This window comes from Pseudomonas sp. MM227 (genome assembly GCF_947090715.1).
In the GTDB taxonomy this organism is placed as follows: Bacteria; Pseudomonadota; Gammaproteobacteria; order Pseudomonadales; family Pseudomonadaceae; genus Aquipseudomonas; species Aquipseudomonas baltica.
In genome coordinates this window covers 3366169-3391361 of sequence record NZ_OX352319.1, presented here as the reverse complement: position 1 = coordinate 3391361, position 25193 = coordinate 3366169, and the positions used below count along the sequence as shown (strand labels likewise).

General features: G+C 63.1%; 20 protein-coding genes and 1 tRNA gene. 10 read left to right on the top strand and 11 right to left on the bottom strand.

The genetic code is table 11. The annotated features are described in order from the left end of the window. Window positions 1-91: 91 nt before the first annotated feature. Window positions 92-2659 carry a DNA mismatch repair protein MutS gene (gene mutS / locus ONG87_RS15350; protein WP_264381573.1) on the bottom strand — a complete coding sequence of 856 codons (2568 nt, stop codon included), beginning with the start codon at window positions 2657-2659 and terminating at the stop codon, window positions 92-94. A gap of 204 nt (window positions 2660-2863) precedes the next feature. On the opposite strand from mutS, the gene ONG87_RS15345 reads away from it, so the two are divergent. From ONG87_RS15345 to recX, 3 genes are all read left to right on the top strand, one after another. Next, window positions 2864-3364, top strand: a complete 501-nt coding sequence (locus ONG87_RS15345) for a CinA family protein (RefSeq protein ID WP_122476529.1) — start codon at window positions 2864-2866, stop codon at window positions 3362-3364. 85 nt (window positions 3365-3449) lie between these two features. After that, on the top strand, window positions 3450-4517 hold the full coding sequence (gene recA / locus ONG87_RS15340; protein ID WP_122476527.1) for a recombinase RecA: 1068 nt from the start codon (window positions 3450-3452) through the stop codon (window positions 4515-4517). Between the two features lie 8 nt (window positions 4518-4525). Beyond that, window positions 4526-4993, top strand: a complete 468-nt coding sequence (gene recX, locus ONG87_RS15335; RefSeq protein WP_122476525.1) for a recombination regulator RecX — start codon at window positions 4526-4528, stop codon at window positions 4991-4993. A gap of 60 nt (window positions 4994-5053) precedes the next feature. Here the strand turns inward: recX and ONG87_RS15330 are convergent, their stop codons facing one another. Then, the gene (locus tag ONG87_RS15330; protein ID WP_122476523.1) at window positions 5054-5458 is read right to left on the bottom strand and encodes a PA3611 family quorum-sensing-regulated virulence factor; all 405 of its coding nucleotides are present in this window, start codon (window positions 5456-5458) and stop codon (window positions 5054-5056) included. Between the two features lie 181 nt (window positions 5459-5639). Between ONG87_RS15330 and ONG87_RS15325 the strand changes: the two genes are divergently transcribed. The 3 genes from ONG87_RS15325 (at window position 5640) to ONG87_RS15315 (ending at window position 7559) form a co-directional block, all read left to right on the top strand. After that, the gene (locus ONG87_RS15325; protein WP_122476522.1) at window positions 5640-6350 is read left to right on the top strand and encodes a tRNA-uridine aminocarboxypropyltransferase; all 711 of its coding nucleotides are present in this window, start codon (window positions 5640-5642) and stop codon (window positions 6348-6350) included. Between the two features lie 124 nt (window positions 6351-6474). Then, window positions 6475-7125 (top strand): response regulator transcription factor ErdR, encoded by a 651-nt coding sequence (gene erdR, locus ONG87_RS15320; protein ID WP_122476520.1) that lies wholly within the window; start codon window positions 6475-6477, stop codon window positions 7123-7125. Window positions 7126-7196: 71 nt separating this feature from the next. Next, a complete protein-coding gene (locus tag ONG87_RS15315; protein WP_122476519.1) occupies window positions 7197-7559 on the top strand; it encodes a diacylglycerol kinase in 363 nt (120 codons plus the stop codon). Window positions 7560-7571: 12 nt separating this feature from the next. On the opposite strand, the gene ONG87_RS15310 is transcribed toward ONG87_RS15315, so the two are convergent. Further along, complete coding sequence (locus ONG87_RS15310) at window positions 7572-8498, bottom strand: LysR family transcriptional regulator (RefSeq protein WP_122476517.1); 927 nt, start codon at window positions 8496-8498, stop codon at window positions 7572-7574. Between the two features lie 118 nt (window positions 8499-8616). Between ONG87_RS15310 and fpr the strand changes: the two genes are divergently transcribed. Then, window positions 8617-9396: a ferredoxin-NADP reductase gene (gene fpr / locus ONG87_RS15305; RefSeq protein ID WP_122476516.1), complete on the top strand. Its 780-nt coding sequence runs from the start codon at window positions 8617-8619 to the stop codon at window positions 9394-9396. A 63-nt stretch (window positions 9397-9459) separates the two neighbouring features. Here the strand turns inward: fpr and tsaA are convergent, their stop codons facing one another. The 4 genes from tsaA to rimO all read right to left on the bottom strand — a co-directional run bounded on the left by tsaA (window position 9460) and on the right by rimO (window position 12875). Continuing rightward, window positions 9460-10152 (bottom strand): tRNA (N6-threonylcarbamoyladenosine(37)-N6)-methyltransferase TrmO, encoded by a 693-nt coding sequence (tsaA, locus tag ONG87_RS15300; RefSeq protein WP_264381572.1) that lies wholly within the window; start codon window positions 10150-10152, stop codon window positions 9460-9462. Window positions 10153-10157: 5 nt separating this feature from the next. Further along, window positions 10158-10619 (bottom strand): DUF1456 family protein, encoded by a 462-nt coding sequence (locus ONG87_RS15295; protein WP_122476512.1) that lies wholly within the window; start codon window positions 10617-10619, stop codon window positions 10158-10160. Window positions 10620-10674: 55 nt separating this feature from the next. Next, window positions 10675-11385, bottom strand: a complete 711-nt coding sequence (locus ONG87_RS15290; protein WP_192138102.1) for an rRNA pseudouridine synthase — start codon at window positions 11383-11385, stop codon at window positions 10675-10677. A 152-nt stretch (window positions 11386-11537) separates the two neighbouring features. Further along, complete coding sequence (gene rimO / locus ONG87_RS15285) at window positions 11538-12875, bottom strand: 30S ribosomal protein S12 methylthiotransferase RimO (RefSeq protein ID WP_122476509.1); 1338 nt, start codon at window positions 12873-12875, stop codon at window positions 11538-11540. A 196-nt stretch (window positions 12876-13071) separates the two neighbouring features. Between rimO and ONG87_RS15280 the strand changes: the two genes are divergently transcribed. Beyond that, window positions 13072-14970, top strand: a complete 1899-nt coding sequence (locus ONG87_RS15280) for a potassium transporter Kup (RefSeq protein WP_122476508.1) — start codon at window positions 13072-13074, stop codon at window positions 14968-14970. Between the two features lie 71 nt (window positions 14971-15041). Here the strand turns inward: ONG87_RS15280 and ONG87_RS15275 are convergent, their stop codons facing one another. The 4 genes from ONG87_RS15275 to rne form a co-directional block, all read right to left on the bottom strand. Then, window positions 15042-16322 (bottom strand): virulence factor family protein, encoded by a 1281-nt coding sequence (locus ONG87_RS15275; RefSeq protein ID WP_264381571.1) that lies wholly within the window; start codon window positions 16320-16322, stop codon window positions 15042-15044. Continuing rightward, window positions 16322-18913: a bifunctional lysylphosphatidylglycerol flippase/synthetase MprF gene (mprF, locus tag ONG87_RS15270; protein WP_264382869.1), complete on the bottom strand. Its 2592-nt coding sequence runs from the start codon at window positions 18911-18913 to the stop codon at window positions 16322-16324. The genes ONG87_RS15275 and mprF overlap by 1 nt, the downstream gene beginning before the upstream one ends. A 300-nt stretch (window positions 18914-19213) precedes the next feature. After that, a tRNA-Met gene (locus ONG87_RS15265) sits at window positions 19214-19290 on the bottom strand. A gap of 143 nt (window positions 19291-19433) precedes the next feature. Next, the gene (gene rne, locus ONG87_RS15260) at window positions 19434-22829 is read right to left on the bottom strand and encodes a ribonuclease E (RefSeq protein ID WP_264382868.1); all 3396 of its coding nucleotides are present in this window, start codon (window positions 22827-22829) and stop codon (window positions 19434-19436) included. A gap of 743 nt (window positions 22830-23572) precedes the next feature. Between rne and rluC the strand changes: the two genes are divergently transcribed. Together rluC and ONG87_RS15250 are read left to right on the top strand one after the other, a co-directional pair. Continuing rightward, on the top strand, window positions 23573-24529 hold the full coding sequence (gene rluC, locus ONG87_RS15255) for a 23S rRNA pseudouridine(955/2504/2580) synthase RluC (protein ID WP_122476782.1): 957 nt from the start codon (window positions 23573-23575) through the stop codon (window positions 24527-24529). After that, complete coding sequence (locus ONG87_RS15250) at window positions 24519-25187, top strand: HAD-IIIA family hydrolase (protein WP_192052822.1); 669 nt, start codon at window positions 24519-24521, stop codon at window positions 25185-25187. Before rluC ends, ONG87_RS15250 begins: the two co-directional genes overlap by 11 nt. The last annotated feature ends 6 nt before the right edge of the window (window positions 25188-25193 follow it).

Genomic DNA, 25193 nt, shown 5'->3' with positions numbered 1-25193 from the left:
GCTTGGTTTGGGCAGGTCAGCCGCAGACCAGGCTAAAAGCCATTGGCATTCCCAAACCGCGCGGGATTCTATCAGCTTGTAGGAATAAGCGTTAGACCCGGTTCTTCAGTGCATAGAGCAATTCGATCGCTTGCCGCGGGGTCAGTCCATCGATGTCGGTCTTGGCAATCTGTTCCAGCACCGGGTGCGGCAGGCTGGCAAACAGGTCAGCCTGATGGGGCTTCGCTGTCTTGCCGGGCATGGGCGTTGGCGCCTCATGGGGCAGGCTGGTGGTTTCCAGACGGCTCAGGTGTTCCTTGGCGCGCAGGATGACTGCGGCCGGTACCCCGGCCAATTGCGCGACCGCCAACCCGTAGCTCTGGCTGGCAGGGCCAGCCAGCACATGGTGCAGAAAAACGATGCGCTCGTTGTGTTCGGTGGCGCTCAGGTGCACGTTGGCCACCAGTGGCTGGCTTTCCGGCAGCACGGTCAGCTCGAAGTAGTGAGTGGCGAACAAGGTATAGGCGCGAAGTCCGGCCAGGCATTCGGCGGCAGCCCAGGCCAGCGACAGGCCATCGAACGTGCTGGTGCCGCGGCCCACTTCGTCCATCAGCACCAGGCTGCGCTCGGTGGCATTGTGCAGGATGTTCGCGGTCTCGCTCATCTCCACCATGAACGTCGAGCGGCCGCCAGCCAGGTCATCACTGGAGCCGATTCGGGTGAAAATACGGTCCACCAGCGACAACTCGCAACTGGCCGCTGGCACGAAACTGCCGATGTGCGCCAGCAACACAATCAAGGCAGTCTGGCGCATGTAGGTGGATTTACCGCCCATGTTCGGACCGGTGATCACCAGCATGCGGGTGCTGTCGTCCAGGCTCAGGTCGTTGGCCACGAAGGGTGTGGTGAGCACTTGTTCCACGACCGGGTGGCGACCCTGGTTGATACGCAGGCACGGCTCGTCGACGAAGCGGGGGCAATTGAGGTCCAGGTTCAGCGCTCGCTCGGCGAGGTTGCTCAGCACGTCCAGTTCAGCCAGCGCCGCGGCGGTGTCCTGCAGTGGCGGCAGATGGCCGATGAGGTTTTCCAGCAACGCTTCGTACAGCGACTTCTCACGGGCCAGGGCACGGCTCTTGGCCGACAGCGCCTTGTCTTCGAAGGCCTTGAGTTCAGGGGTGATGAAGCGCTCGGCACCTTTGAGCGTCTGCCGCCGGATGTAGTCCGCCGGGGCTTGTTCGGCCTGCTTGCTGGGCAGTTCGATGAAGTAGCCGTGGACGCGGTTGTAACCCACTTTCAAGTGGGACAGGCCCGTACGGGCTTTTTCCCGGGCTTCCAGGTCGATCAGGAACTGGCCGGCGTTCTCGCTCAGCGACAGCAATTCGTCTAGCTCGCTGTCGTAGCCGGTTTTCAGTACGCCGCCGTCGCGGATGACGGCGGGCGGATTGTCGACGATGGCCTTGGCCAGCAGATCGGCCAGTTCCGGGTAGGTCCCGGCAATGGCCGCCAGCTGCGCCAGGTGCGGCGCTTCGAGTTCGGCCATTGCCACCTGCAGTTCGGGCAGGGCGGCCAGCGCATCGCGCAGTCGCGCCAGGTCCCGCGGTCGGGCGTTGCGCAGCCCGATCCTTGCGAGAATCCGCTCGATGTCGCCGATTTCCTTGAGCTGCGGTTGCAGGCTTTCGAAGCGGTAGCCCTCGAGCAGGCAGCCGATGGAGCCCTGACGCGCCTGCAACACCTTGAGGTCACGCAGTGGTCGATTGAGCCAGCGGGTCAGCAGGCGGCTGCCCATGGCAGTCTGGCAGCGGTCGATGACCGATTGCAGGGTGTTGTCGCGTCCGCCGGCAAGGTTGGTGTCCAGCTCCAGGTTGCGGCGACTGGCGCCGTCCAGCACCACCGTGTCGTCCAGCCGTTCGTGACGCAGGCTGCGCAGATGGGGCAGGGCAGTGCGCTGGGTTTCCTTGGCGTAGCCGAGCAGGCAGCCCGCGGCGCCGATGGCCAGCGTCAGCTTCTCGCAGCCGAAGCCCTTGAGGTCCTGGGTTGCGAACTGCTGGCACAGGCTCTTGTGCGCAGTGTCCCTTTCGAAGTCCCAAGGCGCCCGGCGGCGGGAGCCCTTGCGCTTTTCCGCCGGCAACCCTTGCGGCCAGTCATCGGGAATCAGCAGTTCGACCGGGTTGATCCGCTCGAGCTCCGCCAGCAGGTTTTCCCATCCCGCCAACTCCATGACCATGAAGCTGCCGCTGGTGATGTCCAGCACCGCCAGGCCAAACAGGCGCTCGTCGCCCAGCACGGCCGCGATCAGGTTGTCGCGGCGCTCGTCGAGCAGTGCTTCGTCGCTGACCGTGCCGGGCGTGATGATCCGTACCACTTGCCGATCGACCGGCCCCTTGCTGGTGGCCGGGTCGCCGATCTGCTCGCAGATCACCACCGACTCGCCCAGCTTGACCAGTTTGGCCAGGTAGCCCTCGGCTGCATGGTAGGGAATACCGCACATGGGGATCGACTGCCCCGCCGACTGTCCACGGGCGGTCAGGGTGATGTCGAGCAATTTGGCAGCCTTCTTCGCATCCTCGTAGAAGATTTCGTAGAAGTCGCCCATGCGGTAGAACATCAACTGGTCGGGATGCTGATTCTTCAGCTTCCAGTACTGCTGCATCATCGGGGTGTGGTTAGAAAAATCGGACATTCAAGGACTTAGCTCGCGGGTGTCTTGGGGACGTAAGGCAGGCGCCAATAGTACAGGGATTTTTTTCACCATGTAGGGCGTTGGCACCGGTTACGCGGTGGCACGATTGCCCTTTGGGCCGGTCATACCCAGGCATGCCATGGCGACTTTGACCTGCATGGCAGGAGGGCGTAGCCTCATCGGCCGCCTGATCAAGAAGCTGTTATGGACGCCTCGACCTCACTCTCTGCCGAACTCGGCCAGCGCCTGCTCGCCCTGGGCGCCCAAGCCACCACGGCGGAGTCCTGCACGGGCGGCGGTATCGCCGAGGCGATCACTCGCATCGCCGGCAGTTCGGCCTGGTTCGAGGCCGGCTACGTCACTTATTCCAACGCGCAGAAAACCGCTCAGCTGCAGGTTCCGAGCGAGCTGTTCGAGCAGGTCGGGGCGGTCAGCCGCGAAGTGGTCGAAGCCATGGTGCGCGGTGCTCAGGGGCACAGCAAAGCGCGCTTTGCGGTGGCGGTCAGCGGCGTTGCCGGCCCCGGCGGCGGCTCCGCTGAAAAGCCTGTCGGCACGGTATGGCTGGCCTGGGCTGACGGTGCGCAGACGTTTTGTCGACGCGAGCAGTTTGCCGGCGATCGCGAGGCCGTGCGCCGGCAAACCGTCGTGGCAGCCCTGCAGGGTTTGTTACACCTTGCCACTGGAGAAAAACCATTTCAGGGGTAGGCGAGGGGCATGGTGTGTGGAATAATACTGGCTACTTATACAGGTGTTATGGCCGTCAGGCCTTATTGATTACGTGAGGACTTCAATGGACGACAACAAGAAGCGTGCCTTGGCTGCGGCCCTGGGTCAGATCGAACGTCAATTCGGTAAAGGCGCTGTCATGCGCATGGGTGACCACGAGCGTCAAGCGATCCCGGCCATCTCTACCGGTTCGCTCGGCCTGGATATCGCGCTGGGTATCGGTGGTCTGCCAAAAGGCCGGATCGTCGAGATCTATGGCCCGGAATCGTCGGGTAAAACCACGTTGACGCTGTCGGTCATCGCCCAGGCCCAGAAGGCCGGTGCAACCTGCGCCTTCGTCGACGCCGAGCACGCGCTGGATCCCGAGTACGCCGGCAAGCTGGGCGTCAATGTCGATGACCTGCTGGTATCCCAGCCGGACACCGGTGAGCAGGCGCTGGAAATCACCGACATGCTGGTGCGCTCCAATGCGGTTGACGTCATCATCGTCGACTCCGTCGCTGCACTGGTACCCAAGGCCGAGATCGAAGGCGAGATGGGCGACATGCACGTGGGTCTGCAGGCACGCCTGATGTCGCAGGCACTGCGCAAGATCACCGGTAACATCAAGAACGCCAACTGCCTGGTCATCTTCATCAACCAGATCCGCATGAAGATCGGTGTGATGTTCGGCAGCCCGGAAACCACCACCGGTGGTAACGCGCTGAAGTTCTACGCATCGGTTCGTCTGGACATTCGCCGGACCGGCGCGGTCAAGGAAGGCGACGAAGTGGTGGGCAGCGAAACCCGCGTCAAGGTCGTCAAGAACAAGGTGGCACCGCCATTCCGTCAGGCTGAATTCCAGATCCTGTACGGCAAGGGCATCTACCTCAACGGTGAAATCGTCGACCTGGGTGTGGCCAACGGCCTGTTGGAGAAATCGGGCGCCTGGTACAGCTATCAAGGTAGCAAGATCGGTCAGGGCAAGGCCAACTCGGCCAAGTTCCTGCAAGACAACCCCGAGATCAAGGCCACCCTGGAAAAGCAGATCCGCGACAAGCTGCTGACTGGCGGTACCGACAAGGCTGCAGCTGACAAGGCTTCCGCCACTGCACCAGCTGCCGATACGGCTGAAGCTGAAGCCGATTTCTGATCAGCCTCATGCCACCTGTCGTATTGGATACACCCGTCGCCGTGCGACGGTCTGCCATGGACCTGCTCGCACGTCGCGAGCATGGTCGAGTCGAGCTGACGCGCAAATTGCGTCAGCGCGGCGCCCCTCCCGAAATGATCGATACCGAGCTTGATCGTCTGACCGACGAAGGCTTGTTGTCGGAAGCACGCTACCTGGAAAGCTTCATTCGCTATCGGGCCAACTCCGGCTACGGGCCCGCACGAATACGCGAAGACCTGACCCAGCGCGGTTTGCAGCGCGCCGATGTCGAGCAGGCACTTCGTCAAAGCGGATTCGATTGGGCGGTGCAGCTACGCGAGCTCTGGGAGCGAAAATTCGCTGCCAGGCTTCCCGTTGAACTCAAGGAGCGCGCCCAGCAGACGCGTTTTCTGGCCTATCGGGGCTACCCGATGGAGCTGATTTCTCGCCTGCTCAACGGCAAGGATCTGGACTGATCCCTTCTGCCGATGAGGCAGCGGTGTTCGTCGAGTAGCACCGCCACATTTCCTGGAGTATTACTTGCCGCAGTCCTTGGCAGTGTAGGACTGGCTGCCGATGGCGCGATTGGTCTTGTATTCGGTGAAGTCATAGCGCATCACGGCGCCCTGTGCCATCAGATCACGAAAACCCTTGTTGCGACATACGCTTGCGCCCAGTTGCAGGTAAACGGTTTTGGGGTCGCGGCGCATCTCGTAGGCCTGGCTTTCGCGAACGCTCAGGTGATTGACCAGTTGGTTGCCTTCGACGGTGAAACCCTGATCGAGGATGTCTTCATTGATTGCGCGCGGTGTACCCACACTGCTTTGCTGAGCCACTTTCTGCAGGTTTTTCGACAGCTCCAGTTCCTTCAGCGATGCAGCGTGGGCGGCCAGCGGCAAGGCAAGCAGCAAGGCGAGGGACGGGGCGATAAAGCGCAGCATGAAACACTCCTGGGCAAAAAGCCGGGCAAGACAAGTGGGCGTAAGACCCGCCAATGGCGCAGGCGTTCACCCACCTCTGAGGGTAGCCGATTATACGGCGCGGCACGTCGGCTCACCATCGACATCGTTCCGGAGCCAGCTCTGTTAGAATCCGCGCCCCCAGACTCTACCGTGATCCGCAATGAGCCATGCCGTTTCCCGTCTGCGCGCCGAGCGCCTGGCGCGCAGTACCCAGCCATTTACCGCACGGGGTTCACGCGCGCCTCGATGCCCGCGTTGCCGAGTCATTCCGCAGTACTGCCTGTGCGCGTGGCGTCCCAACGTCGACGCACGGTCGGCCATGTGCCTGCTGATGCATGACGTGGAACCCATGAAGCCGAGCAACACCGGCTGGCTGATTGCCGACGTGATCGCCGACACCCACGCCTTCATGTGGTCGCGCGTAGCCGTCGACCCGCGGTTGCTGGCACTTTTGGCGGATCCGCAGTGGCAGCCCTATCTGGTCTTTCCCGGAGAGTTCGTCGAGCCGCAGCGGGTAACCAGCAGCGTGGCGCCGCAGCTCGGTCGACGGCCTTTGTTCATACTGTTGGACGCTACCTGGACCGAAGCGCGAAAGATGTTCCGCAAGAGTCCGTACCTGGCCTCGCTGCCGGTGTTGAGCCTGGCGCCCGAACAACTGTCGCGCTACACCTTGCGCCGCTCCAAGCGCGACGATCACTTCTGCACCGCCGAGGTGGCGGCGCTGTGTCTGGAGCTGGCCGGCGACGAGCAGGCGGCGCGCGTACTGGATGCCTACCTCGATGTGTTCAGTGCGCATTACTTGGCAGCGAAATTCCAGGAGCCAGTGGACGAGACCGATGCGGCGCATCGGTTTCTGGCCGACTATCTATAATCCTGGCGGCGACGCGGGCTCTGGCCATGGAGTCGCTTGACCACCATGGCCGGGGTCGGCATTCTTGGCGCCGAATCGGGCGGATACTGTCCGAACGGCTTCATTTCCTGGAATCCTGTGATCGATGGCCACTTACGAAATCCTGATCGCCGACGACCATCCGCTGTTTCGCAGCGCGCTGCATCAAGCCTTGACCATGGGTCTGGGCGCAGAAGTGCGTCTGGTAGAGGTGGCGAGTATTGCCGAGCTCGAAGGGCGCCTCGACGAAAAGGCCGACTGGGACCTGGTGCTGCTGGACCTGAATATGCCCGGCGCCTACGGTTTTTCCGGATTGGTATTGCTGCGCGGCCAGTATCCGCACATACCCGTGGTGATGGTTTCGGCTCAGGAAGACGCCTGGGTCATGGTGCGCTCGCGTGAATTCGGCGCCAGTGGCTTCATTCCCAAGTCCAGTTCGCTCGAAACCATTCAAGCGGCCGTACGCGAGGTGCTGGATGGGGAAGTCTGGTGGCCGCCGCAGGCATTCGAGGCGGTCAGCGTTTCGGCGGAAGCCAAGGCGGCCAGCGAAGGGCTTGCCAGCCTGACGCCCCAACAGTTCAGGGTACTGACCATGGTGTGCGAAGGTTTGTTGAACAAGCAGATCGCCTACGAGTTGAGCGTGTCGGAAGCCACCATCAAGGCCCATGTAACAGCGATCTTTCGCAAGCTCGGCGTGCGTACTCGCACCCAGGCTGCCCTGCTGTTGCAACAATTAGAGTCAACCTCCGCCAACTGAGCTGCACCGTCACGCCTTTTTCACGCCGAACGTTTCATCGTCGGCCGTCTTCCTTTCCTGGATCGTCGCGCATGTCACCTTTCAAGGGCCAGACCGGCCTCAAACGTATTCTCAATGCTACGGGTTACTCCTTCGATGGTCTGCGTGCAGCCTTCACTGGCGAAGCGGCGTTTCGCCAGTTGGTGTTGCTCAACGTCGTGCTGGTGCCGCTGAGCTTTTTGTTGCAGGTCAGCCGCGTGGAGCGCGCGGTGCTCATCGCGGTGTGCCTGCTGGCGTTGATCGTTGAATTGCTCAACTCGGCGATCGAGGCGGCTATCGATCGCATCTCGCTGGAGCGTCACCCATTGTCGAAGAATGCCAAGGACATGGGCAGCGCAGCTCAGTTCGTTGCCTTGAGCATGATCGTGCTGGTGTGGGCGGTGATTCTGCTTTGACCGATGCCTGGCTCAGGCGATGTCGGGCAGGACGATCTCGTCACTGCGCTGCGCGCCGGCGGTGAAGGCGCGGCACAGGTCGAGAAACTCGCGCATGGCCGAGGTCTGGTACTTGCGTTTGTGCCAAATGAAATAGAACTGCCGCGCCAGATCCAGCTCGGGCGTGTGCACCGGCACCAGGCTGCCGCGCCGAAAGGCATCGCGCAGTGCCAGCCGGGAAATGCACCCGATGCCCAGCCCGGACTCCACGGCGCGCTTGATCGCTTCGGTGTGTTCCAGTTCCAGGCGGATGTTGAGTGCCAGACGATGGTGACGCATGGCCTGGTCGAATGTCAGGCGCGTGCCCGAGCCCTGTTCGCGCAGAATCCACGCCTCCTGGGTCAGCAAGGCCAGGCTGGCACTGGGCACCGAAGCCAATGGATGCCGTGGCGCACAGAACACCACCAACTCGTCTTCGACCCAGGGTTGCACCTCGATGTCTGGATGGCTGCAGTCACCCTCGATCAGCCCCAGGTCGATTTCATAGTGCGCCACCTGCTGAACGATGTTCGCAGTGTTCTGGACATGCAGCTTGACCTGGCTTTCCGGATGCACCTGCATGAAACGGCCGATCAGCAGAGTGGCCAGATAGTTGCCGATGGTCAAAGTCGCGCCTACTGCCAATGAACCGAATCCTGACTTGCCGTTGAGCAGGTCTTCGATTTCCTTGGCCTGGTCGAGCAGGGCCACGGCCTGGGGCAGCAGTTGATGACCCAGGGCGTTGAGACTCAGGCGCTTGCCGGCGCGGTCGAACAACTGACAGCTCGATTGCCGTTCGAGCTCGGTGATCGAGGTGCTGGTCGCCGACTGCGACAGCGACAGCAGGTTGGCGGCGCGTGACACGCTTTCCTGCTGGGCCACGGCGACAAATACCTGCAATTGACGAAGTGTGAATCGCATATCTATATAACCGATTACCCATATCTTAATAATCCATTTAACAGATATTGTTGAGCCCCGTAAACTATTGCGCAATCGCGCCCCTGTCAGGCGTACGCTTTTTCTAGGAGCCCCGTACATGAGCAACATGAACCACGAACGTGTACTCAGTGTTCATCACTGGAATGACACCCTGTTCAGCTTCAAGTGCACCCGCGATCCGGGCCTGCGCTTCGAGAACGGGCAGTTCGTGATGATCGGCCTGCAACAACCCACCGGCCGCCCGCTTATGCGCGCCTATTCGATCGCCAGCCCGAACTGGGAAGAGCATCTGGAGTTCTTCAGCATCAAGGTGCCCGATGGCCCGCTGACCTCGCAGCTGCAGCACCTGAAGGAAGGCGACGAGATCATCATCAGCAAGAAGCCCACCGGCACGCTGGTTCTCGATGACCTCAAGCCGGGCAAGCACCTGTACCTGCTGAGCACCGGCACCGGCCTGGCGCCGTTCATGAGCGTTATCCAGGACCCGGAAACCTACGAGCGTTTCGAAAAGGTCATTCTTTGCCATGGCGTGCGCTACGTGAACGAGGTCGCCTACCGCGAGTTCATCACCGAGCACCTGCCGCAGAACGAATTCTTCGGCGAGGCACTGCGCGACAAGCTGATCTACTACCCCACCGTGACGCGCGAGCCGTTCGAGAACGAAGGCCGCCTGACCGATCTGATGCGCAGCGGCAAGCTGTTCAGCGACATCGGCCTGCCGCCGATCAACCCGCAGGACGACCGTGCCATGCTGTGCGGCAGCCCGAGCATGCTCGACGAAACCAGCGAAGTGCTCAACAGCTTCGGCCTGACCGTCTCGCCGCGCATGCGCGAGCCGGGTGACTACCTGATCGAGCGCGCCTTCGTCGAAAAGTAAGCGGCTGGCCAGCACCATGAAAAAACCGCCCTCGGGCGGTTTTTTTGTGAGCGATGCGCAGGCTCAGGAGAGCACCACTTCCAGCACGCAAATGCAGTCGGGGCGCGGGTAATGCCAGCGTACGTCCACATCCCAGAACCGGGCGCCGTATTCGCGCTCGGGTGCAGGCTTCTGGTAGGCCGGGCGCGGATCCTGGGCCAGGCATTGCTCGATCAACGACACCAACGGCTCACCCAGGCGCATGGCGTGCGCGCTGGCTTGCGCCAGTCCCGCGTCCAGCCACTGCACGGCAATGGGCTCAGGCGCGGCGCTGGCGATGGCGTTGACGGCAGCAGGCACGTTGTCGGCATAGGGCACGTAGGGTTTGATGTCCAGCACCGGCGTGCCGTCGAGCAAATCGATGCCGGAGAGGTGCAGGCGCGCGCCTTCGACCTTGTCCAGGCGGACCACCGATTGACCGATGCCATTGGGCCGATGGGTGGCCCGCGTGGCGAAAACGCCGATCGACTTGTTACCGCCCAGGCGCGGCGGACGGACCTTCAGACGCGGCTTGTCTTCCAGTGCCTCATGGAACAGGAACAGCAGCCACACATGGCTGACCTGTTCCAGGCCCTGCACGGCCTCGCCCTGATCGAACGGTGGCAGCAGCTCCAGCACGCCGCGCGCGGCCGGCGCCAGTTGCGGCTGGCGCGGAATGGCGAATTTTTCCTTGAAGCAGGAGCGGATAAAACCGATGGGTTCGACGCTATAGGCCATGGGGCTCAGCCGCGGACTCGCAGGGTCAGGCCCTTGAGGAAGTTGCGCAGCAACTGGTCGCCGCACGCACGGTAGTTGTTGTGGCCGAACTTGCGAAACAAGGCGCTCAGTTCAGGTTTGGACACCGGAAAGTCGACCGACTTGAGCACGGCGTGCATGTCGTCTTCCTTGAGTTCGAAAGCCACGCGCAGTTTCTTCAAGACGATGTTGTTGGTGACCGGCAGCTCGACCGCCTGGGCGGGGCGGCTCTCGTCGCGACCGCGGCGATAGATCACCAGGCCATCGAGAAAATGCGCCAGGACAGCATCCGGACAATGCACGAAGCCTTCTTCTTCGTCCTTCTTGGTGTAGCTGATGACGTCGGCCTTGCTGATTTCCAGTCCGCCCAAAGCGGTGATGTCGGCAACTTTGCCGTCGCTGATGTCGAGCATGTAGCGCACGCTGCGCAGTACATCGTTGTGGATCATGGTGTGTATCCTGGTTGAACGACGCTGCCCAGGCAGCGCCGGAAAAAGAGAGGGTTCAGAATTTTTCCTTGGTCGTCAGGTAGCGCCACTGGCCCAGGGGCAGCTTGCCCATCGACACACCGCCCACGCGAATGCGGCGGATCGAGACGATCGTCAGACCGACACTGGCGCACAGTTGCTGCAGCACCCCGGGTGCCGGGTTCTTCAAGGCGAAGCGCAGGCGTGTCTCGTTCTGCCAGCTGGCTTTCACCGCCGGCAGCGCCTTGCCCTTGTACATCGCGCCATGATTGAGGCGGTTGAGGCCGTGGGGGCTCATCTCGCCGGTGATTTCCACCACGTATTCCTGTTCGATCTTGGCCGCATCGGCGGTCAGCTTGCGCAGGGTCTTCCAGTCCTGGGTGAAGATCTGCAGGCCGCTGGCATTGGCAGGCAGCTCGGCCGCGCAGCTCAGGCGCAGGAAGTGGCCCTTGAGCGGACGCTTGCCGAAGCCGTGCTCGCTGGACAGGGTCTGGGCGTTGAGCGTAGCCAGCGCGTCTTCGGCACTCTGTCCCGGTGCCTGGTGCAGCAACAGGGTCACCGGCTCCGGTGCTTCGGCCTTGGCCTGAGGATCGAGCTCGACCTTCTGTGCGTCCACCTTGAACTGCGGTTCGTCGACCACCACGCCGTCAACGGACACCCAGCCGCCTTCGATGAAGAGTTCGGCCTCGCGGCGGGAACACCCGACCAGTTCGATGAGGCGTTTGGAAAGACGAGTGGGTTCAGACATGACTGCGGCCGTAGCAAGGAAAGGGCGCTAGTGTAACTGCCTGGAGGCGGTTAAGCCCGCGCAGATTGCCCGGCGTCTGGCGCCCGCGGCTGGCGTGGCGGCGAACCGGGCCGGTCGCCGCCGTCTTGCCTGTCGAGCCAGGGCAGCTCGAATCAGGCCAGTTCGGCCCACAGATCGTATTCGTCGGCATCGACGATGGTGCACCAGACCTTGTCGCCCGGCTTGAGGTGGGTGGCATCGTCGATGAACACGTTGCCGTCGATTTCCGGGGCGTCGAAGAAGCAACGGCCCACCGCACCCTGTTCCTCGACCTCGTCGATCAGCACTTCCACGCGCTTGCCGATGCGCATCTGCAGGCGTGCGGCACTGATGGCCTGCTGGTGCGCCATGAAGCGGTCCCAACGGTCCTGTTTCACGTCGTCGGGGACGATGGCAGCGTCCAGCAGGTTGGCAGGCGCGCCCTCGACCGGCGAATACTGGAAGCAGCCAACGCGGTCCAGTTGCGCCTCGCTCAGCCAGTCCAGCAGGTACTGGAAATCTTCTTCGGTCTCGCCGGGGAAGCCGACGATGAAGGTCGAACGGATGATCAGGTCCGGGCACTGCTCGCGCCACTTCTTGATCCGCGCCAGGGTCTTGTCTTCGAAGGCCGGGCGTTTCATGGCCTTGAGCACTTTCGGGCTGGCGTGCTGGAAGGGGATGTCCAGGTACGGGAGGATCTTGCCGGCGGCCATCAGCGGGATGATGTCGTCGACGTTGGGGTAGGGGTACACGTAGTGCAGGCGCACCCAGACGCCCAGGGTGCTCAGGGCTTCGCACAATTCGAGCATGCGCGTCTTGACCGGGCGACCGTTCCAGAAGTCGGTCTTGTACTTCACGTCCACCCCATAGGCACTGGTGTCCTGGGAGATGACCAGCACTTCCTTGACCCCGGCCTTGACCAGGCGCTCGGCCTCGCTCAGCACATCGCCCACCGGACGGCTGACCAGCTTGCCGCGCATCGAGGGGATGATGCAGAAGCTGCAGCTGTGGTTGCAGCCTTCTGAAATCTTCAGGTAGGCGTAGTGACGCGGCGTCAGCTTGATGCCCTGTGGCGGTACCAGGTCGATCAGCGGGTTGTGGTCATGCCGAGGCGGCACCACCTGGTGCACCGCGTTGACCACCTGCTCGTACTGCTGCGGGCCGGTGACCGACAGCACGCTGGGGTGCACCTTGCGAATGGCATTTTCTTCCACGCCCATGCAGCCGGTGACGATGACCTTGCCGTTCTCCTTGAGCGCTTCGCCGATCACTTCCAGGGACTCGGCCTTGGCGGTGTCGATGAAACCACAGGTGTTGACGACCACCACGTCGGCGTCTTCGTAGGTGGACACCACCTGGTAACCTTCCATGCGCAACTGAGTCAGGATTCGCTCGGAATCGACCAGGGCCTTGGGGCAACCCAGCGAGACGAAGCCGACCTTTGGAGCGGCCGACGAAGGAGTGGTGGACATGGCTAACCTCGGTATCGATAGGGCCTCGTGGGCCACACAGGTGGGCGCTGGGTACGCCTCTGATCAAAAAGTGCGCAATTCTAGCGATGGCCGGGTCGCTTGACCAGCATTATGCGAGGAATTGCGACGAGTGCTGCGCTATGCTTCGCCGCATCTCGCCACATGGCGTTACAAATCACGGGTGCGGGAGTGGTCGATGGTTCAGGCAAGCAGTAACGGCAATGGCGGACATTCGGCGGCCCGACCGATCGGCATGCTGGTGGCAGCGGTCGGTGTCGTTTATGGCGACATCGGCACCAGCCCGTTGTACACGCTCAAGGAAGTCTTTTCCGGGGGCTATGGCGTGCCCATTTCCCACGACGGGGTGCTGGGCATCCTCTCGCTGATTTTCTGGTCGCTGATCTGGGTCGTCTCGATCAAGTACATGCTGTTCGTGTTGCGCGCCGACAACCAGGGCGAAGGCGGCATCATGGCCCTGACGGCGTTGGCGACGCGTGCCACCGCCTCGCTGCCCAGGCTGCGTGCCTTGATGGTGGTGTGCGGGCTGGCCGGTGCCGCGCTGTTCTACGGCGACAGCATGATCACCCCGGCGGTGTCGGTGCTTTCGGCCATCGAGGGCATGGAACTGGCGTTCGATGGCCTGGAGCGCTGGGTGGTGCCGATGGCGCTGGTGGTACTGGTGGCGCTGTTCTTGATCCAGAAGCACGGTACACAACGCATCGGCAAGCTGTTCGGGCCGGTGATGGTGGTGTGGTTCCTGGTGCTGGGGCTGCTGGGTGCCTACGGGGTATACCAGCACCCCGAAGTGCTCAAGGCGTTCAATCCGGTCTGGGCAGTGCGCTTCTTCATCGTTCACCCCGGCATGGGTGTGGCGATCCTCGGCGCCGTGGTGCTCGCGCTGACCGGCGCCGAGGCGCTGTATGCCGACATGGGGCATTTTGGCCGCAAGCCGATTGCCCGTGCCTGGTTCATTCTGGTGCTGCCTGCCCTGGTGCTGAACTACTTCGGCCAGGGCGGCCTGTTGCTGGAAAACCCCGAGGCGGCGCGCAATCCGTTCTTCCTGCTGGCGCCAGGCTGGGCCTTGGTGCCGCTGGTGGCACTGTCCACCCTGGCCACCGTGATCGCATCGCAGGCGGTGATCTCCGGCGCGTTCTCCCTGACCCAGCAGGCTATCCAGCTGGGCTACATCCCGCGCATGCACATCCAGCACACGTCGAGCAGCGAGCAGGGGCAGATCTATATCGGCGCGGTGAACTGGGCGTTGATGGTTGGCGTGGTGCTGCTGGTGATCGGTTTCGAATCCTCCGGTGCGCTGGCCTCGGCCTATGGCGTCGCCGTCACCGGGACCATGTTGATGACCACCATCCTGGTGTCGGCCGTGATGCTGCTGCTGTGGAAGTGGCCGCCGGTGCTGGCCGTGCCGGTTCTGCTGGGTTGCCTTCTGGTCGATGGCCTGTTCTTCGCCGCCAACGTGCCGAAGATCATTCAGGGCGGTGCGTTCCCGGTTCTGGCAGGGACCGTGTTGTTCATCCTCATGACTACCTGGAAGCGCGGCAAGCAACTGCTGGTCGAACGGATCGACGAGGGCGGGTTGCCGCTGCCGATCTTCATCGGCAGCATCAGCGTACAGCCGCCGCATCGCGTCCAGGGCACGGCGGTGTTCCTTACTGCACGTTCCGATGCCGTGCCCCACGCGTTGTTGCACAACCTGCTGCACAACCAGGTGTTGCATGAGCAGGTGGTGCTGTTGACGGTGGTCAACGAAGACACACCGAGGGTGCCCATTGCACGGCGGTTCGAGGTGCAGAGCTATGGCGAAGGGTTCTTCCGGGTCATTCTGCATTACGGCTTCATGGACGAACCGGACGTGCCCGGCGCCCTGGCCCTGTGCGATCTGCCGGAGCTGGACTTCAGCCCGATGCGCACCACCTATTTCCTCAGCCGCGAGACGGTGATCGCCTCCAAGTTGGCCGGCATGGCGCGCTGGCGCGAGCAGTTGTTCGCCTTCATGCTGAAGAATGCCAATGGCAACCTGCGCTTCTTCAAACTGCCGGTGAACCGGGTGATCGAACTCGGTACGCAGGTGGAGATGTAGGTTCGGTGTAGGCCGCACAAAAAAAAGCCCCGGTACCTGCGCAGGTCCGGGGCTTTGCTTTTGCAGCCCGGTCAGTTCGAGCCGGTACGCTTGTCGATCTGCAGCACCAGGCGCTTGGCCAGCGCCGGGTAATTCTCGTCGAAATGGTGGCCACCCGGCAGCTTGAGCTTCTCGCCTACTGCAGTCGCCTCGGTACAGCCGCTTTCGTCGGCCTCTTCTTCGCCATACACGCAAACAACCTTGGCGGCCGGCAGCTTGGCCATTTCCGGCCCGGTGGGGGCCTCCTTGCCAGCGTTGCCGAGCCAACCCTCGACTTCGATCTCGAAGCTGCCACTGCGGGCGAACGCCAACAGGATGATAGCGCTGACGCTATCCTGTGCCTCGGCGGGCAGGCGGTTATAGATGGCCGGAAGCACGTCGGCACCGAACGAATAACCGGTCAGCACGAAGCGTTTTGCGCCCCACTTCTGCCGGTAGAAGTGCATCAGCTCGACCAGGTCGTCGGCACTCTGCTCGGGCGTCTTGTGTTCCCAGTAGTAGCGCAGGGTGTCGATACCCACGGTCGGGTAGCCCATCGTCGCCATGTCGCCGGCAACCGCCTTGTCGAGGTCGCGCCAGCCGCCGTCGCCCGACAGGAACAGGCTGACGGTCTCGTTGCTCTGCGTGGCGGGCACTTCGACTACCGGGATGGCCAGATGGGTGCCCTCGGTGCCGACCAGGATGGCGGTGATCTGGTTCTTCAGCACCTGCGGCAGCTTCACGTCGTAGTCGCTGATGACAGTCTGCGCATTGGGCTGGTCACGCACGAACGCTGCACTGGCATCGTCGGGGTTGTCATTCCAGGCAACCATCCACTGGCCATGCTCGGCCTTCTTCGGCAGTTCCGGCAGACAGCCGTCCGGTTTCTCCACGCTCAGGTCCACCGACACGGCCTGAGCCTTGTCATTGTCCTGGGTGGCCAACCAGCGCCAGGCCAGCGACGCACCCGGACCTATGCCAGCCACCAGGTCCGGTGCGCCGTCGAGACGCTTGATGGCAGCGTCCAGGGCGGCCTGCTGCAGGCCGCAGTCGGTTTCCGGCAGGATCACCTGGACGATGTGCGCCGAGGCATCCCGGCTCAGGTCCAGCAGCTGCTTGTCGGTCAAGGCTTCGGCAGCAGGCAGTGCAATCGCCACTCGCGACTTGGTCCGAGTGCCGGGGACGACTTCGCGGGCATCGCTGCCGTTGTTCAGGCGTTGGGCGCTGAGCTGCGCCGCAGGGACAGGGCGGGTGGCCCACCAGTAATAACCGGCTACCGCCAGCAGCAGTACCACGATCAAGGCGAACAACTTGCGCCAGTTACGTCGAATCATCAGCGTTTCACCAATCCTGTCAGGCCACCTGCAATGAGGGCGGCGGTATCAGCCAGTGCGACCAGCGGGTCAAGGCCTGCCGGCACGGCCATGTAACGAGGCTCCCAGGTCGGCTGGAACTTGTCCTTGAAGCGACGCAAGCCCTGGAAGTTGTACAGCTGCTCGCCACGGTTGAAGACCATCGAACCCAGGCGCTGGGTCAGGGGTGCGCCGCGCCGAGGCTGCAGGCCCGACAGCGGCACCATGCCCAGGCTGAAGCGAGCGTAACCGTGTTTCTTGTAGTGCTGGATCAAGCCTACCATCATGAATTCCATGGTCAATTTGGGCGCCTGGGGATGCGCGCGCATCAGGTCCAGGCTGGCCAGCTCTCTGCTGTCGGTTTCCAGCAGGTTGGCGAACGCCACCGGCTTGCCCTCGAAATGGACGATCGCGATACGAAAATGGTTCAGGTATTCCGGGCTGAAGCGGCCCAGGGAAAACCCCTTCTCGCGCACGTTCTTGCCACTGAGCCAGGCGTCGGAAATGACCTTGAGCTCGTCCAGCGGTGCCTGGCCGGGCTCGTAGATCTCCAGGGACAGGCCGTCGCGACCGCCGCGGTTCCAGGTGTAGCGCAGATCCTTCATTTCCTTGCCCTTGGCTTCCAGATCGAAAGCGTGCAAGTCGACCCGAGCCTCTTCACCCAGCTTGATCGCGGTCAGGCCAATGTCCATATAGAACGGCAGGTTTTCTGCCCTGACCTGATAGAACACCGGGCGGGCGTGGTGAAAGTCGCACAGGTCGCGAAACTGCCAGATCATTTCGGCACGCGGCTGGGTCGGGCCGATGGGGTCGTACAGCGCCACCAGGCTGCGCCCGCGGCGAGCGTACATCAGAAACGCCTCGTCCTTGGGGTGGAACAGCAACGCCTTGTCGCCGGTCAGGGCCAGGCCACCATCGGGCTGGTGCGACGCCTTGAGAATGGTCGCGGCGCGCTGCAGTTCCTCGGGTGTGGGCAAGTGAATCACCGGGCGTGCGGTACGCAGCAGCCAGGTCAGCGAGACCACGATCAACAGCACCGCGCTGCCCAGGGCCGAGCGAAGGCCGCGGGGGGCATCGGCATCCAGTGCGAACTGCCACCACAGCTTGGTGCTGTAGGGCACATCCTGGTAGGCGAAGAACAGCAACCAGATCGACGCGCCCACCACGCACACGCTGGCGATCAGGTACAGCGGTGAAAACGGCAGCTCGAGCAGGCGACTGGGTCGGTAGAACGAGCGCTTGAACACGGCGAGCAGCAGTGCGGTCATGCACAGCAACGACGCTTCTTCCCAGTCGAAGCCTTTGAGCAGCGACAGCACGGCGCCCGCCAGCAGCAGCACCATGGTCAATACCCAGGCCGCCGACAGGCGTCGGCGCAACCCTTGGGCCAGCAGCAGGCACAGCACGCCCACCAGGCTTGCGCCCAGGTGCGAGGCGTCGATGAGGCGATGGGGAATGAGGAAGCCCAGGTCCTGCAGGCGGGTGTCGATCTCAGGCGTGGCACCGGAAAACAGCAGCACCACGCCGGAGAGGAACACCAGCACTGCCAATATCGGCGCAGCCAGCCCGGAAGCCACGCGAATCGCCTGCTGAGCGAAAAACAGGCGGCGCGCTTCGTTGGCCAGCAGCACCACGCACGCCACCAGCATCGGCAACACCACATAGATCAGGCGATACAGCAGCAGGGCAGCTGCCAGCGGCGCGGCGCCCAGGGTATCGGCGAACGCCGCCAGCAGGATCGCTTCGAACACGCCGACTCCGCCAGGCACGTGGCTGAGTACGCCTGCGGCGAGCGCCAGCAGGTAGATCAGCACGAAAGCGCCGAACGGCGGCGCTTCGGGCAGCAACAGATACAGCACGGTGGCTGCGGCCACCACGTCCAGCGCGGTGATGACCAGTTGCAGCAGTGTCAGGCGTGCGCTGGGCAGTCGCAGCGTGCGACGTCCCGCTCGCACCAACAGATTGTGAGGCAGCGGCTGCTCGGCCAGGCGCCGTCGATAGACGCCCAGTACCAGCAACGCGGTCAGTACCAGCACGACTGCGGCAATCATCCCCAGCAGCCCCTGTGACAGCCCCAGAGCCATGGAAGCGGCGGGCAGGCTGCTGAGGGTGGCCACCGCAGCGAGCGGCGGCAGGGCGCAACCCAGCGAAAGGCTGGCGAACAGGGTCATGCGCGCAACTTCGCCGGCGCCCACGCCCAGCCGCGAGTACAGCCGATAACGCACCGAACCGCCGGACAGCATCGACAGGCCAATGGCATTGCCGATGGCGAACGAGGTGAACCCCCCCAGGGCCAGGGTGCGTGCGGGGAGGGTGACGTTGGCATAGCGGCTGGCCGACCATTCGTAGCCCAGCAGGATGATGAACCCGCAGACCATGGCCAGCAGCGCCCCGCCCAAAGCGGCAGGCGGGGTGGCCAGGACCGAGTCGTGCAAGGCGTAGATGTCCAGCTCGCTGAGCAGGTGCCGACAGGCCAATAGCGCGATGGCGAACAGCAACAGGGTAACGGCCAGCCCCACCGGTTGCCGGTAGCGGCTCAGCAGATCGAGCCAGCGGGCACGCGCAGGCTTGATCGGACTGGCAGCGGCAGCGGCGGGGGGAGTTCCACAGCGGTTGAATCGGGCAAGTCAGAGCGCATCAATCACCTCTTGGATTGTGCGCAACAGGATGCCGGGATCCCGTCAAAGTACCAATCCCTGTGGAAAAAATAATTCGCGCCATTCTAGCGCCTGCGCACGACCGGTGACCGACGCGTGGCGAACTGTAAAGCAACTTTCACATTGCAGGTGTGCAGGGCGTGTTGCCGTGGCGGAGGGCTTTATCGAGCGCATACGAAAAAGGCCACCCGTTTATAGAGTGGCCCTTCCGATGTTTGGTTGCGGGAGCCGGATTTGAACCGACGACCTTCGGGTTATGAGCCCGACGAGCTACCAGACTGCTCCATCCCGCGTCTGTGGAGGCGCATTCTACAGATAGTTGAAAGGCTGTCAACGCTTAAAATGCATTAAGGTTCGAATCAGGCCGAATTCCTGCACCAACGGCAAGAAAAAGCCCCCGGCGCTTGCACGACGGGGGCTGATTCACACGGGCTGATTACACCAGTGGCTTGGGCTCGTCCTGGGTATCTTGCGCGACAGCGGCGCTGGATACCTCAGTGTCGGGCTTCGAGGCAGCGACTTTCGCCGCTTCCTCGGCTTCGCGCTTGCGACGACGCACTTCACGTGGGTCGTTGGGTGCACGACCATTGCTTGGCAGGGCCGGCGCCGGTTCGACTTCCTGAGCAGGCTCGGGCTCCACGACCGTTGCGGGCTCGCTTGCCTGCACCGGCTCGACGACCGGCAGGACGGCAGCCGGTTCGACCACTACAGGCTCGGCGGCTACTGGTTCCGCGCCAGCCGGTTCGCTGATGTGGTGCAAGGCAGGCTCGGCAGGCAACCACGGTGCGTCTGCGGCAGGCTCGGCAGCGCGAGGCTGAGGCGTCGGCTCGCTGACCTGTGCCGGATCGACCACCACCGGTGCGTCCACTTCGACGTCGGCGCCAGGTTGGCTGATCGGCGTTGGCGTGGCGTCGAACGGAGGCGTCAGTTCCACCGGCTCGGCGACGTGCTCCTGCGCAGGCTCGACGGCTTCGACGGCCTCGGCAGGCTTGGCTGCTTCGGTGACGGGCTGCTGCTCGACTACCGGTGCGGCGCTTTCGTTGGCAGGCGCAGCCCAGCTGTCGGGCGCCGAGACCGTGGCAGGCCGTTCGACTTCGGGCTCGCTGTGGGCCTGGGCCGAAGCAATTGCTGCAGTGTCTACCGGCACTTCAACAGCCGCTTCGGCGGTCGGCGCGGTGGCGACGATCTCCGGTGCAGCCAGGCTTTCGCTTTCGACGGCGGTGTCTTCGACGGTGGCAGGCTGCACGCTGCGATTGGCCTGTTCGGCCTGCTCGTGGGCCTGGGCTTCGGCGGAAGCACTGATGGAGCTTTCCGCAACCGCTGCGGTGACGGCAACGCCGGCGGCCAGGGCTGCACCGTTCGACTCGCCTTCGGTGGCCGATTCGTTCGACTCTTCCGAGCCCTCGATCACGTCGCCGTTGGCATCGCGTTGACGTTCGCGGCGGTTGCTGCGACGACGCTGACCACGGGAGCGGCGACGCGGACGATCGCCGTCGTTGCTGTCCTGGTTGTCGTCCTGCAGCAGTTCCTCGTTGGTCAGTGCCTCTTCGGCATTGTCGACTTCGGTCTCCGCCGGGTTTTCCGGATGATCGACACGCTCCTCGCGCGCAGCGCGGGGCTGGCGTTCTTCACGGGCCGGACGCTCTTCGCGCGGTGCACGTTCTTCGCGGGCCGGACGCTCTTCGCGGGGCGCACGTTCTTCGCGCGGAGCACGTTCCTCGCGGACGACACGTTCTTCACGTGGCGCGCGCTCTTCGCGGGCCGGGCGTTCTTCGCGTGCGGCTGGAGCGTCCAGCGGCTCACGCAGTTCACGGACGCGTGGAGCGTCGTCGCCACCATTGCGTGGGCGACGGTCTTCACGTGGTGCGCGCGGCTGGCGTTCCTCACGCGGTGCGCGGGCAGGGCGCTCTTCACGGGCGGCAGGTGCGTCTTCACGGGCAGCGCGATCTTCACGCGGTGCGCGATCCTCGCGTGGCTTGCGTTCTTCGTCGCGGCGACCGCTGCTGCGGTTGCGGCTCTGCTGGCGACCGTTGCGACGCTCTTCGCGCGCCGGGCGCTCGGTAGTGGTGGCAGCGGGTTTCTCGACGACCACAGGTGCAGCAGGTGCTTCCTTGGTGGCGAAGAGGCTTACCAGCGACTTGACCAAGCCCTTGAACAGGCTGGGTTCGGCGATCTGCGGAGCAGGAGTGGGAGCAGGCGCTGCCGCAGCCACGGGGGCAGCTTCTTCGGCTACGACCGGCGCGGCGGCGCGGGTCGGCGCGGTTTTCACTGCGGCTTCCTGGCGGACCAGGGTGCGCGTGGCGGCAACCGGCAGCACTTCTTCCACTTCGGCAGCGGCGATTTCGTAGCTGGATTGGCTGTTCTGCGCTTCCGGGCTGTCGTCACGCAGGCGCTGTACTTCGAAGTGCGGCGTTTCCAGGTGATCGTTCGGCAGGATCACGATGCGCGCACGAGTGCGCAGTTCGATCTTGGTGATGGAGTTGCGTTTTTCGTTGAGCAGGAACGCTGCAACCGGAATCGGCACCTGGGCGCGGACTTCGGCAGTGCGGTCCTTCAGGGCTTCTTCTTCGATCAGGCGCAGGATGGCCAGCGACAGCGATTCGACGTCGCGAATGATGCCGGTGCCGCTGCAGCGCGGGCAGACGATGCCGCTGCTTTCGCCCAGCGAGGGGCGCAGGCGCTGGCGGGACATTTCCAGCAAGCCGAAACGCGAGATGCGGCCTACTTGTACGCGAGCGCGGTCGGCTTCCAGGGACTCACGGACCTTGTCTTCCACGGCGCGCTGGTTCTTGGCCGGCGTCATGTCGATGAAGTCGATGACGATCAGGCCGCCGATGTCGCGCAGACGCAGCTGGCGCGCGATCTCTTCAGCAGCCTCGAGGTTGGTCTGCAGGGCGGTTTCTTCGATGTCGCTGCCTTTTGTGGCGCGCGCCGAGTTGATGTCGATGGACACCAGTGCCTCGGTCGGATCGATGACGATCGAACCGCCGGAAGGCAACTCGACCACACGCTGGAAAGCGGTTTCGATCTGGCTTTCGATCTGGAAGCGGTTGAACAGTGGCACGCTGTCTTCGTACAGCTTGATCTTGCTGGCGTACTGCGGCATCACCTGGCGGATGAAGGTCAGGGCTTCGTCCTGGGCTTCGACGCTGTCGATCAGCACTTCGCCGATGTCCTGGCGCAGGTAGTCGCGGATCGCACGGATGATGACGTTGCTTTCCTGGTAGATCAGGAAAGGTGCGGAGCGGTCCAGCGAGGCTTCCTTGATCGCGGTCCACAGTTGCAGCAGGTAGTCCAGGTCCCACTGCATTTCTTCGCTGCTGCGGCCAAGGCCGGCGGTGCGAACGATCAGGCCCATGTCGGCAGGAGCGACCAGGCCGTTGAGTGCCTCGCGCAGTTCGTTGCGCTCTTCACCCTCGATGCGACGGGAAATGCCGCCAGCACGCGGATTGTTGGGCATCAGTACCAGATAGCGACCGGCGAGGCTGATGAACGTGGTCAGGGCGGCGCCCTTATTGCCGCGCTCTTCCTTCTCGACCTGGACGATGACTTCCTGGCCTTCGCTCAGGACTTCCTTGATGTTGACGCGGCCTTCGGGGTTTTTCTTGAAGTACTCGCGGGAGATTTCCTTGAGGGGCAGGAAGCCGTGGCGTTCCGAGCCGAAGTCGACGAAGGCGGCTTCAAGGCTGGGTTCGATGCGAGTGATGCGGCCTTTATAGATGTTGGCCTTCTTCTGCTCGCGGGCGCCCGACTCGATGTCTAGGTCGTAGAGGCGCTGGCCGTCTACAAGGGCAACACGCAACTCTTCGGGTTGAGTTGCGTTGATCAGCATTCTTTTCATGTAGTACCGTCGGTTTCCGGGCTGCCGGAAACGGCGTTCGGCACACACGACTTCTCACGGTCGGTGTCAGGTGCGTCAACAGGGCCTAGGCCACTGCAGTGTCCAGCGATTTCTGCCCAACAGGGGCGGAACCGCGACGACGCGTCCTGCTTGCTGTGGTGTCAAAAGCACTCAGTCAGGAGGAGGAATCAATCGTCTGGCGTGGACGCCCTTGAGCGTCTTGTTCAAGACCGGCATGGCAGAAGTGCCTGAGGCTGCTTCCTGCCGTGACGCGGTACTACACGGTCCGACGGTTGTGCATCTCCACCCTACACGTATCCCTGATAATTCGGGTGCTGCCGCGCGCTGAATCCGCAACGGGTTGGCAATATCGCGAACTTCAATTCGTAAAGTTCGCCCTGTATGACTAAGGCATTGGGTTTCCGAAGCTTGTACCTGAACTGGGTAAGGACGACTGCAAAGCGTAAGTGGCGTCGAACAAAAGGCAGGAAGGTGTCCGGTATGCCGGGGTTCCTGGGCTTTCATCGGTTTTCTCGCACCTGCGCGGCGTTGCCCTCAAACACTCCGTAACTGGCAAAAGCCCCGTAGGACGGCCTCGCGTCCTCGAGAATTGCGTTGGTCAGGGCCGGTTCATAACCGCTTGTCCGCTGCCCAGCCGCTTATGGCGGCGTTCGCGACTATAGCAGCAATCATTAAGTGCTTCAAATCCATAAAAAATTGTTATGATCGCGGCCATGACGACTACTACTCCCCCAACCTCCGGCGTTCAGCTGATCGAGGTTGCGCCGGAACTTGCCGGCCAACGCATAGACAACTTTCTCATCACGGCGCTCAAGGGCGTTCCGAAAACCTTGATCTATCGCATCCTGCGCAAGGGCGAAGTGCGGGTGAACAAGGGGCGCATCAAGCCGGAATACAAGCTGCAGGCCGGCGACATCGTACGCGTGCCGCCGGTGCGCCTGCCCGAGCGCGACGCGCCCGTGCCGGTTGCGCAAGGGCTGCTGCAGCGGCTCGAAGATGCCATTGTCTACGAAGACAAGGCCTTGATCGTGCTGAACAAGCCGGCAGGCATTGCCGTGCATGGCGGCAGCGGCCTGAGCTTTGGCGTGATCGAAGCGTTTCGCCAGTTGCGCCCCGACACCAAGGAGCTCGAACTGGTGCATCGCCTGGATCGCGACACGTCCGGGCTGCTGATGATCGCCAAGAAACGCTCCATGCTGCGCCACCTGCACGCGGCGCTGCGTGGCGACGGTGTCGACAAGCGCTACATGGCGTTGGTGCGCGGGCATTGGGCGACCGCCAAGAAGCAGGTCAATGCGCCCCTGCTCAAGAGCAACCTGCGTTCTGGCGAGCGCATGGTCGAGATCAACGAAGAAGGCAAGGAAGCGCTGACCCTGTTCAAGGTGCTGCGCCGCTTCGGCGACTTCGCGACCATCGTCGAGGCGCGCCCGATCACCGGGCGCACCCATCAGATCCGCGTACACGCCCTGCATGCCGGGCACGAGATTGCCGGCGACACCAAGTACGGCGACGAAAACTTCTCCAAGGAGATTCGCGAGCTGGGTGGCAAGCGTCTGTTCCTGCACGCCTATGCCTTGACGGTGCCGCTGCCCGATGGCGGTGAGTTGAAAGTCGAGGCGCCGGTCGACGAAGTCTGGGCCCGGACCGTGGAGCGCCTGAGTGCAAGCTGATTACTCGCTGTTGATCTTCGATTGGGACGGCACCCTGTGCGACTCCATAGGCCGGATCGTCGAGGCCATGCACGCCGCCGCAGCACTGTCCGGCTACCCGCCGTGCAGTGACGAAGCGGTCAAGGGCATCATCGGCCTGGCCCTGTCCGAAGCCATCGGCGTGCTGTATCCCCAGCTTGACGAGGCCCAGGTGTTGGCCATGCGCGCGCATTACGCCGATGCCTACATGGCCCTGGACGCCACGCCGTCTGCGCTGTTTCCCGGTGTACGCGAAGCCTTGCTCGGGTTTCGCGAGCAGGGCTATCGCCTTGCCGTGGCAACCGGCAAGGCGCGGCGCGGGCTGGATAGAGTGCTCAAGGCGCATGGCTGGGAAGACTTTTTCGACATCACCCGTGCTGCCGATGAAACCCGCGGCAAGCCCCATCCTCTGATGCTCGAGCAGATCATGAGCCACTGCGAGGCGGTGCCTGAGCGCTCGCTGATGGTCGGCGATGCCTCGTTCGATCTATTGATGGCGCGCAATGCCGGCATGCACAGCGTGGCCGTCGGTTACGGCGCCCTGCCGTTGCATGTGCTGCGCCAATACGAACCGCAGGTGTGCATCGAATCGTTCGACCAATTGCCCGCGTGGCTCGACAGTCGTCGCGTATCAGCCTGAACAAGA

Bases quoted from the DNA above. Each gene is read 5' to 3' on its own strand.
- recX (WP_122476525.1), top strand. From the start codon at position 4,526: ATGCCACCTGTCGTATTGGATACACCCGTCGCCGTGCGACGGTCTGCC.
- recA (WP_122476527.1), top strand. From the start codon at position 3,450: ATGGACGACAACAAGAAGCGTGCCTTGGCTGCGGCCCTGGGTCAGATC.
- rluC (WP_122476782.1), top strand. From the start codon at position 23,573: ATGACGACTACTACTCCCCCAACCTCCGGCGTTCAGCTGATCGAGGTT.
- tsaA (WP_264381572.1), bottom strand. From the start codon at position 10,152: ATGGCCTATAGCGTCGAACCCATCGGTTTTATCCGCTCCTGCTTCAAG.
- ONG87_RS15315 (WP_122476519.1), top strand. From the start codon at position 7,197: ATGTCACCTTTCAAGGGCCAGACCGGCCTCAAACGTATTCTCAATGCT.
- ONG87_RS15325 (WP_122476522.1), top strand. From the start codon at position 5,640: ATGAGCCATGCCGTTTCCCGTCTGCGCGCCGAGCGCCTGGCGCGCAGT.
- ONG87_RS15330 (WP_122476523.1), bottom strand. From the start codon at position 5,458: ATGCTGCGCTTTATCGCCCCGTCCCTCGCCTTGCTGCTTGCCTTGCCG.
- ONG87_RS15290 (WP_192138102.1), bottom strand. From the start codon at position 11,385: ATGTCTGAACCCACTCGTCTTTCCAAACGCCTCATCGAACTGGTCGGG.
- fpr (WP_122476516.1), top strand. From the start codon at position 8,617: ATGAGCAACATGAACCACGAACGTGTACTCAGTGTTCATCACTGGAAT.
- rimO (WP_122476509.1), bottom strand. From the start codon at position 12,875: ATGTCCACCACTCCTTCGTCGGCCGCTCCAAAGGTCGGCTTCGTCTCG.
- ONG87_RS15275 (WP_264381571.1), bottom strand. From the start codon at position 16,322: ATGATTCGACGTAACTGGCGCAAGTTGTTCGCCTTGATCGTGGTACTG.
- ONG87_RS15345 (WP_122476529.1), top strand. From the start codon at position 2,864: ATGGACGCCTCGACCTCACTCTCTGCCGAACTCGGCCAGCGCCTGCTC.
- rne (WP_264382868.1), bottom strand. From the start codon at position 22,829: ATGCTGATCAACGCAACTCAACCCGAAGAGTTGCGTGTTGCCCTTGTA.
- ONG87_RS15310 (WP_122476517.1), bottom strand. From the start codon at position 8,498: ATGCGATTCACACTTCGTCAATTGCAGGTATTTGTCGCCGTGGCCCAG.
- erdR (WP_122476520.1), top strand. From the start codon at position 6,475: ATGGCCACTTACGAAATCCTGATCGCCGACGACCATCCGCTGTTTCGC.
- ONG87_RS15295 (WP_122476512.1), bottom strand. From the start codon at position 10,619: ATGATCCACAACGATGTACTGCGCAGCGTGCGCTACATGCTCGACATC.
- mutS (WP_264381573.1), bottom strand. From the start codon at position 2,659: ATGTCCGATTTTTCTAACCACACCCCGATGATGCAGCAGTACTGGAAG.
- ONG87_RS15280 (WP_122476508.1), top strand. From the start codon at position 13,072: ATGGTTCAGGCAAGCAGTAACGGCAATGGCGGACATTCGGCGGCCCGA.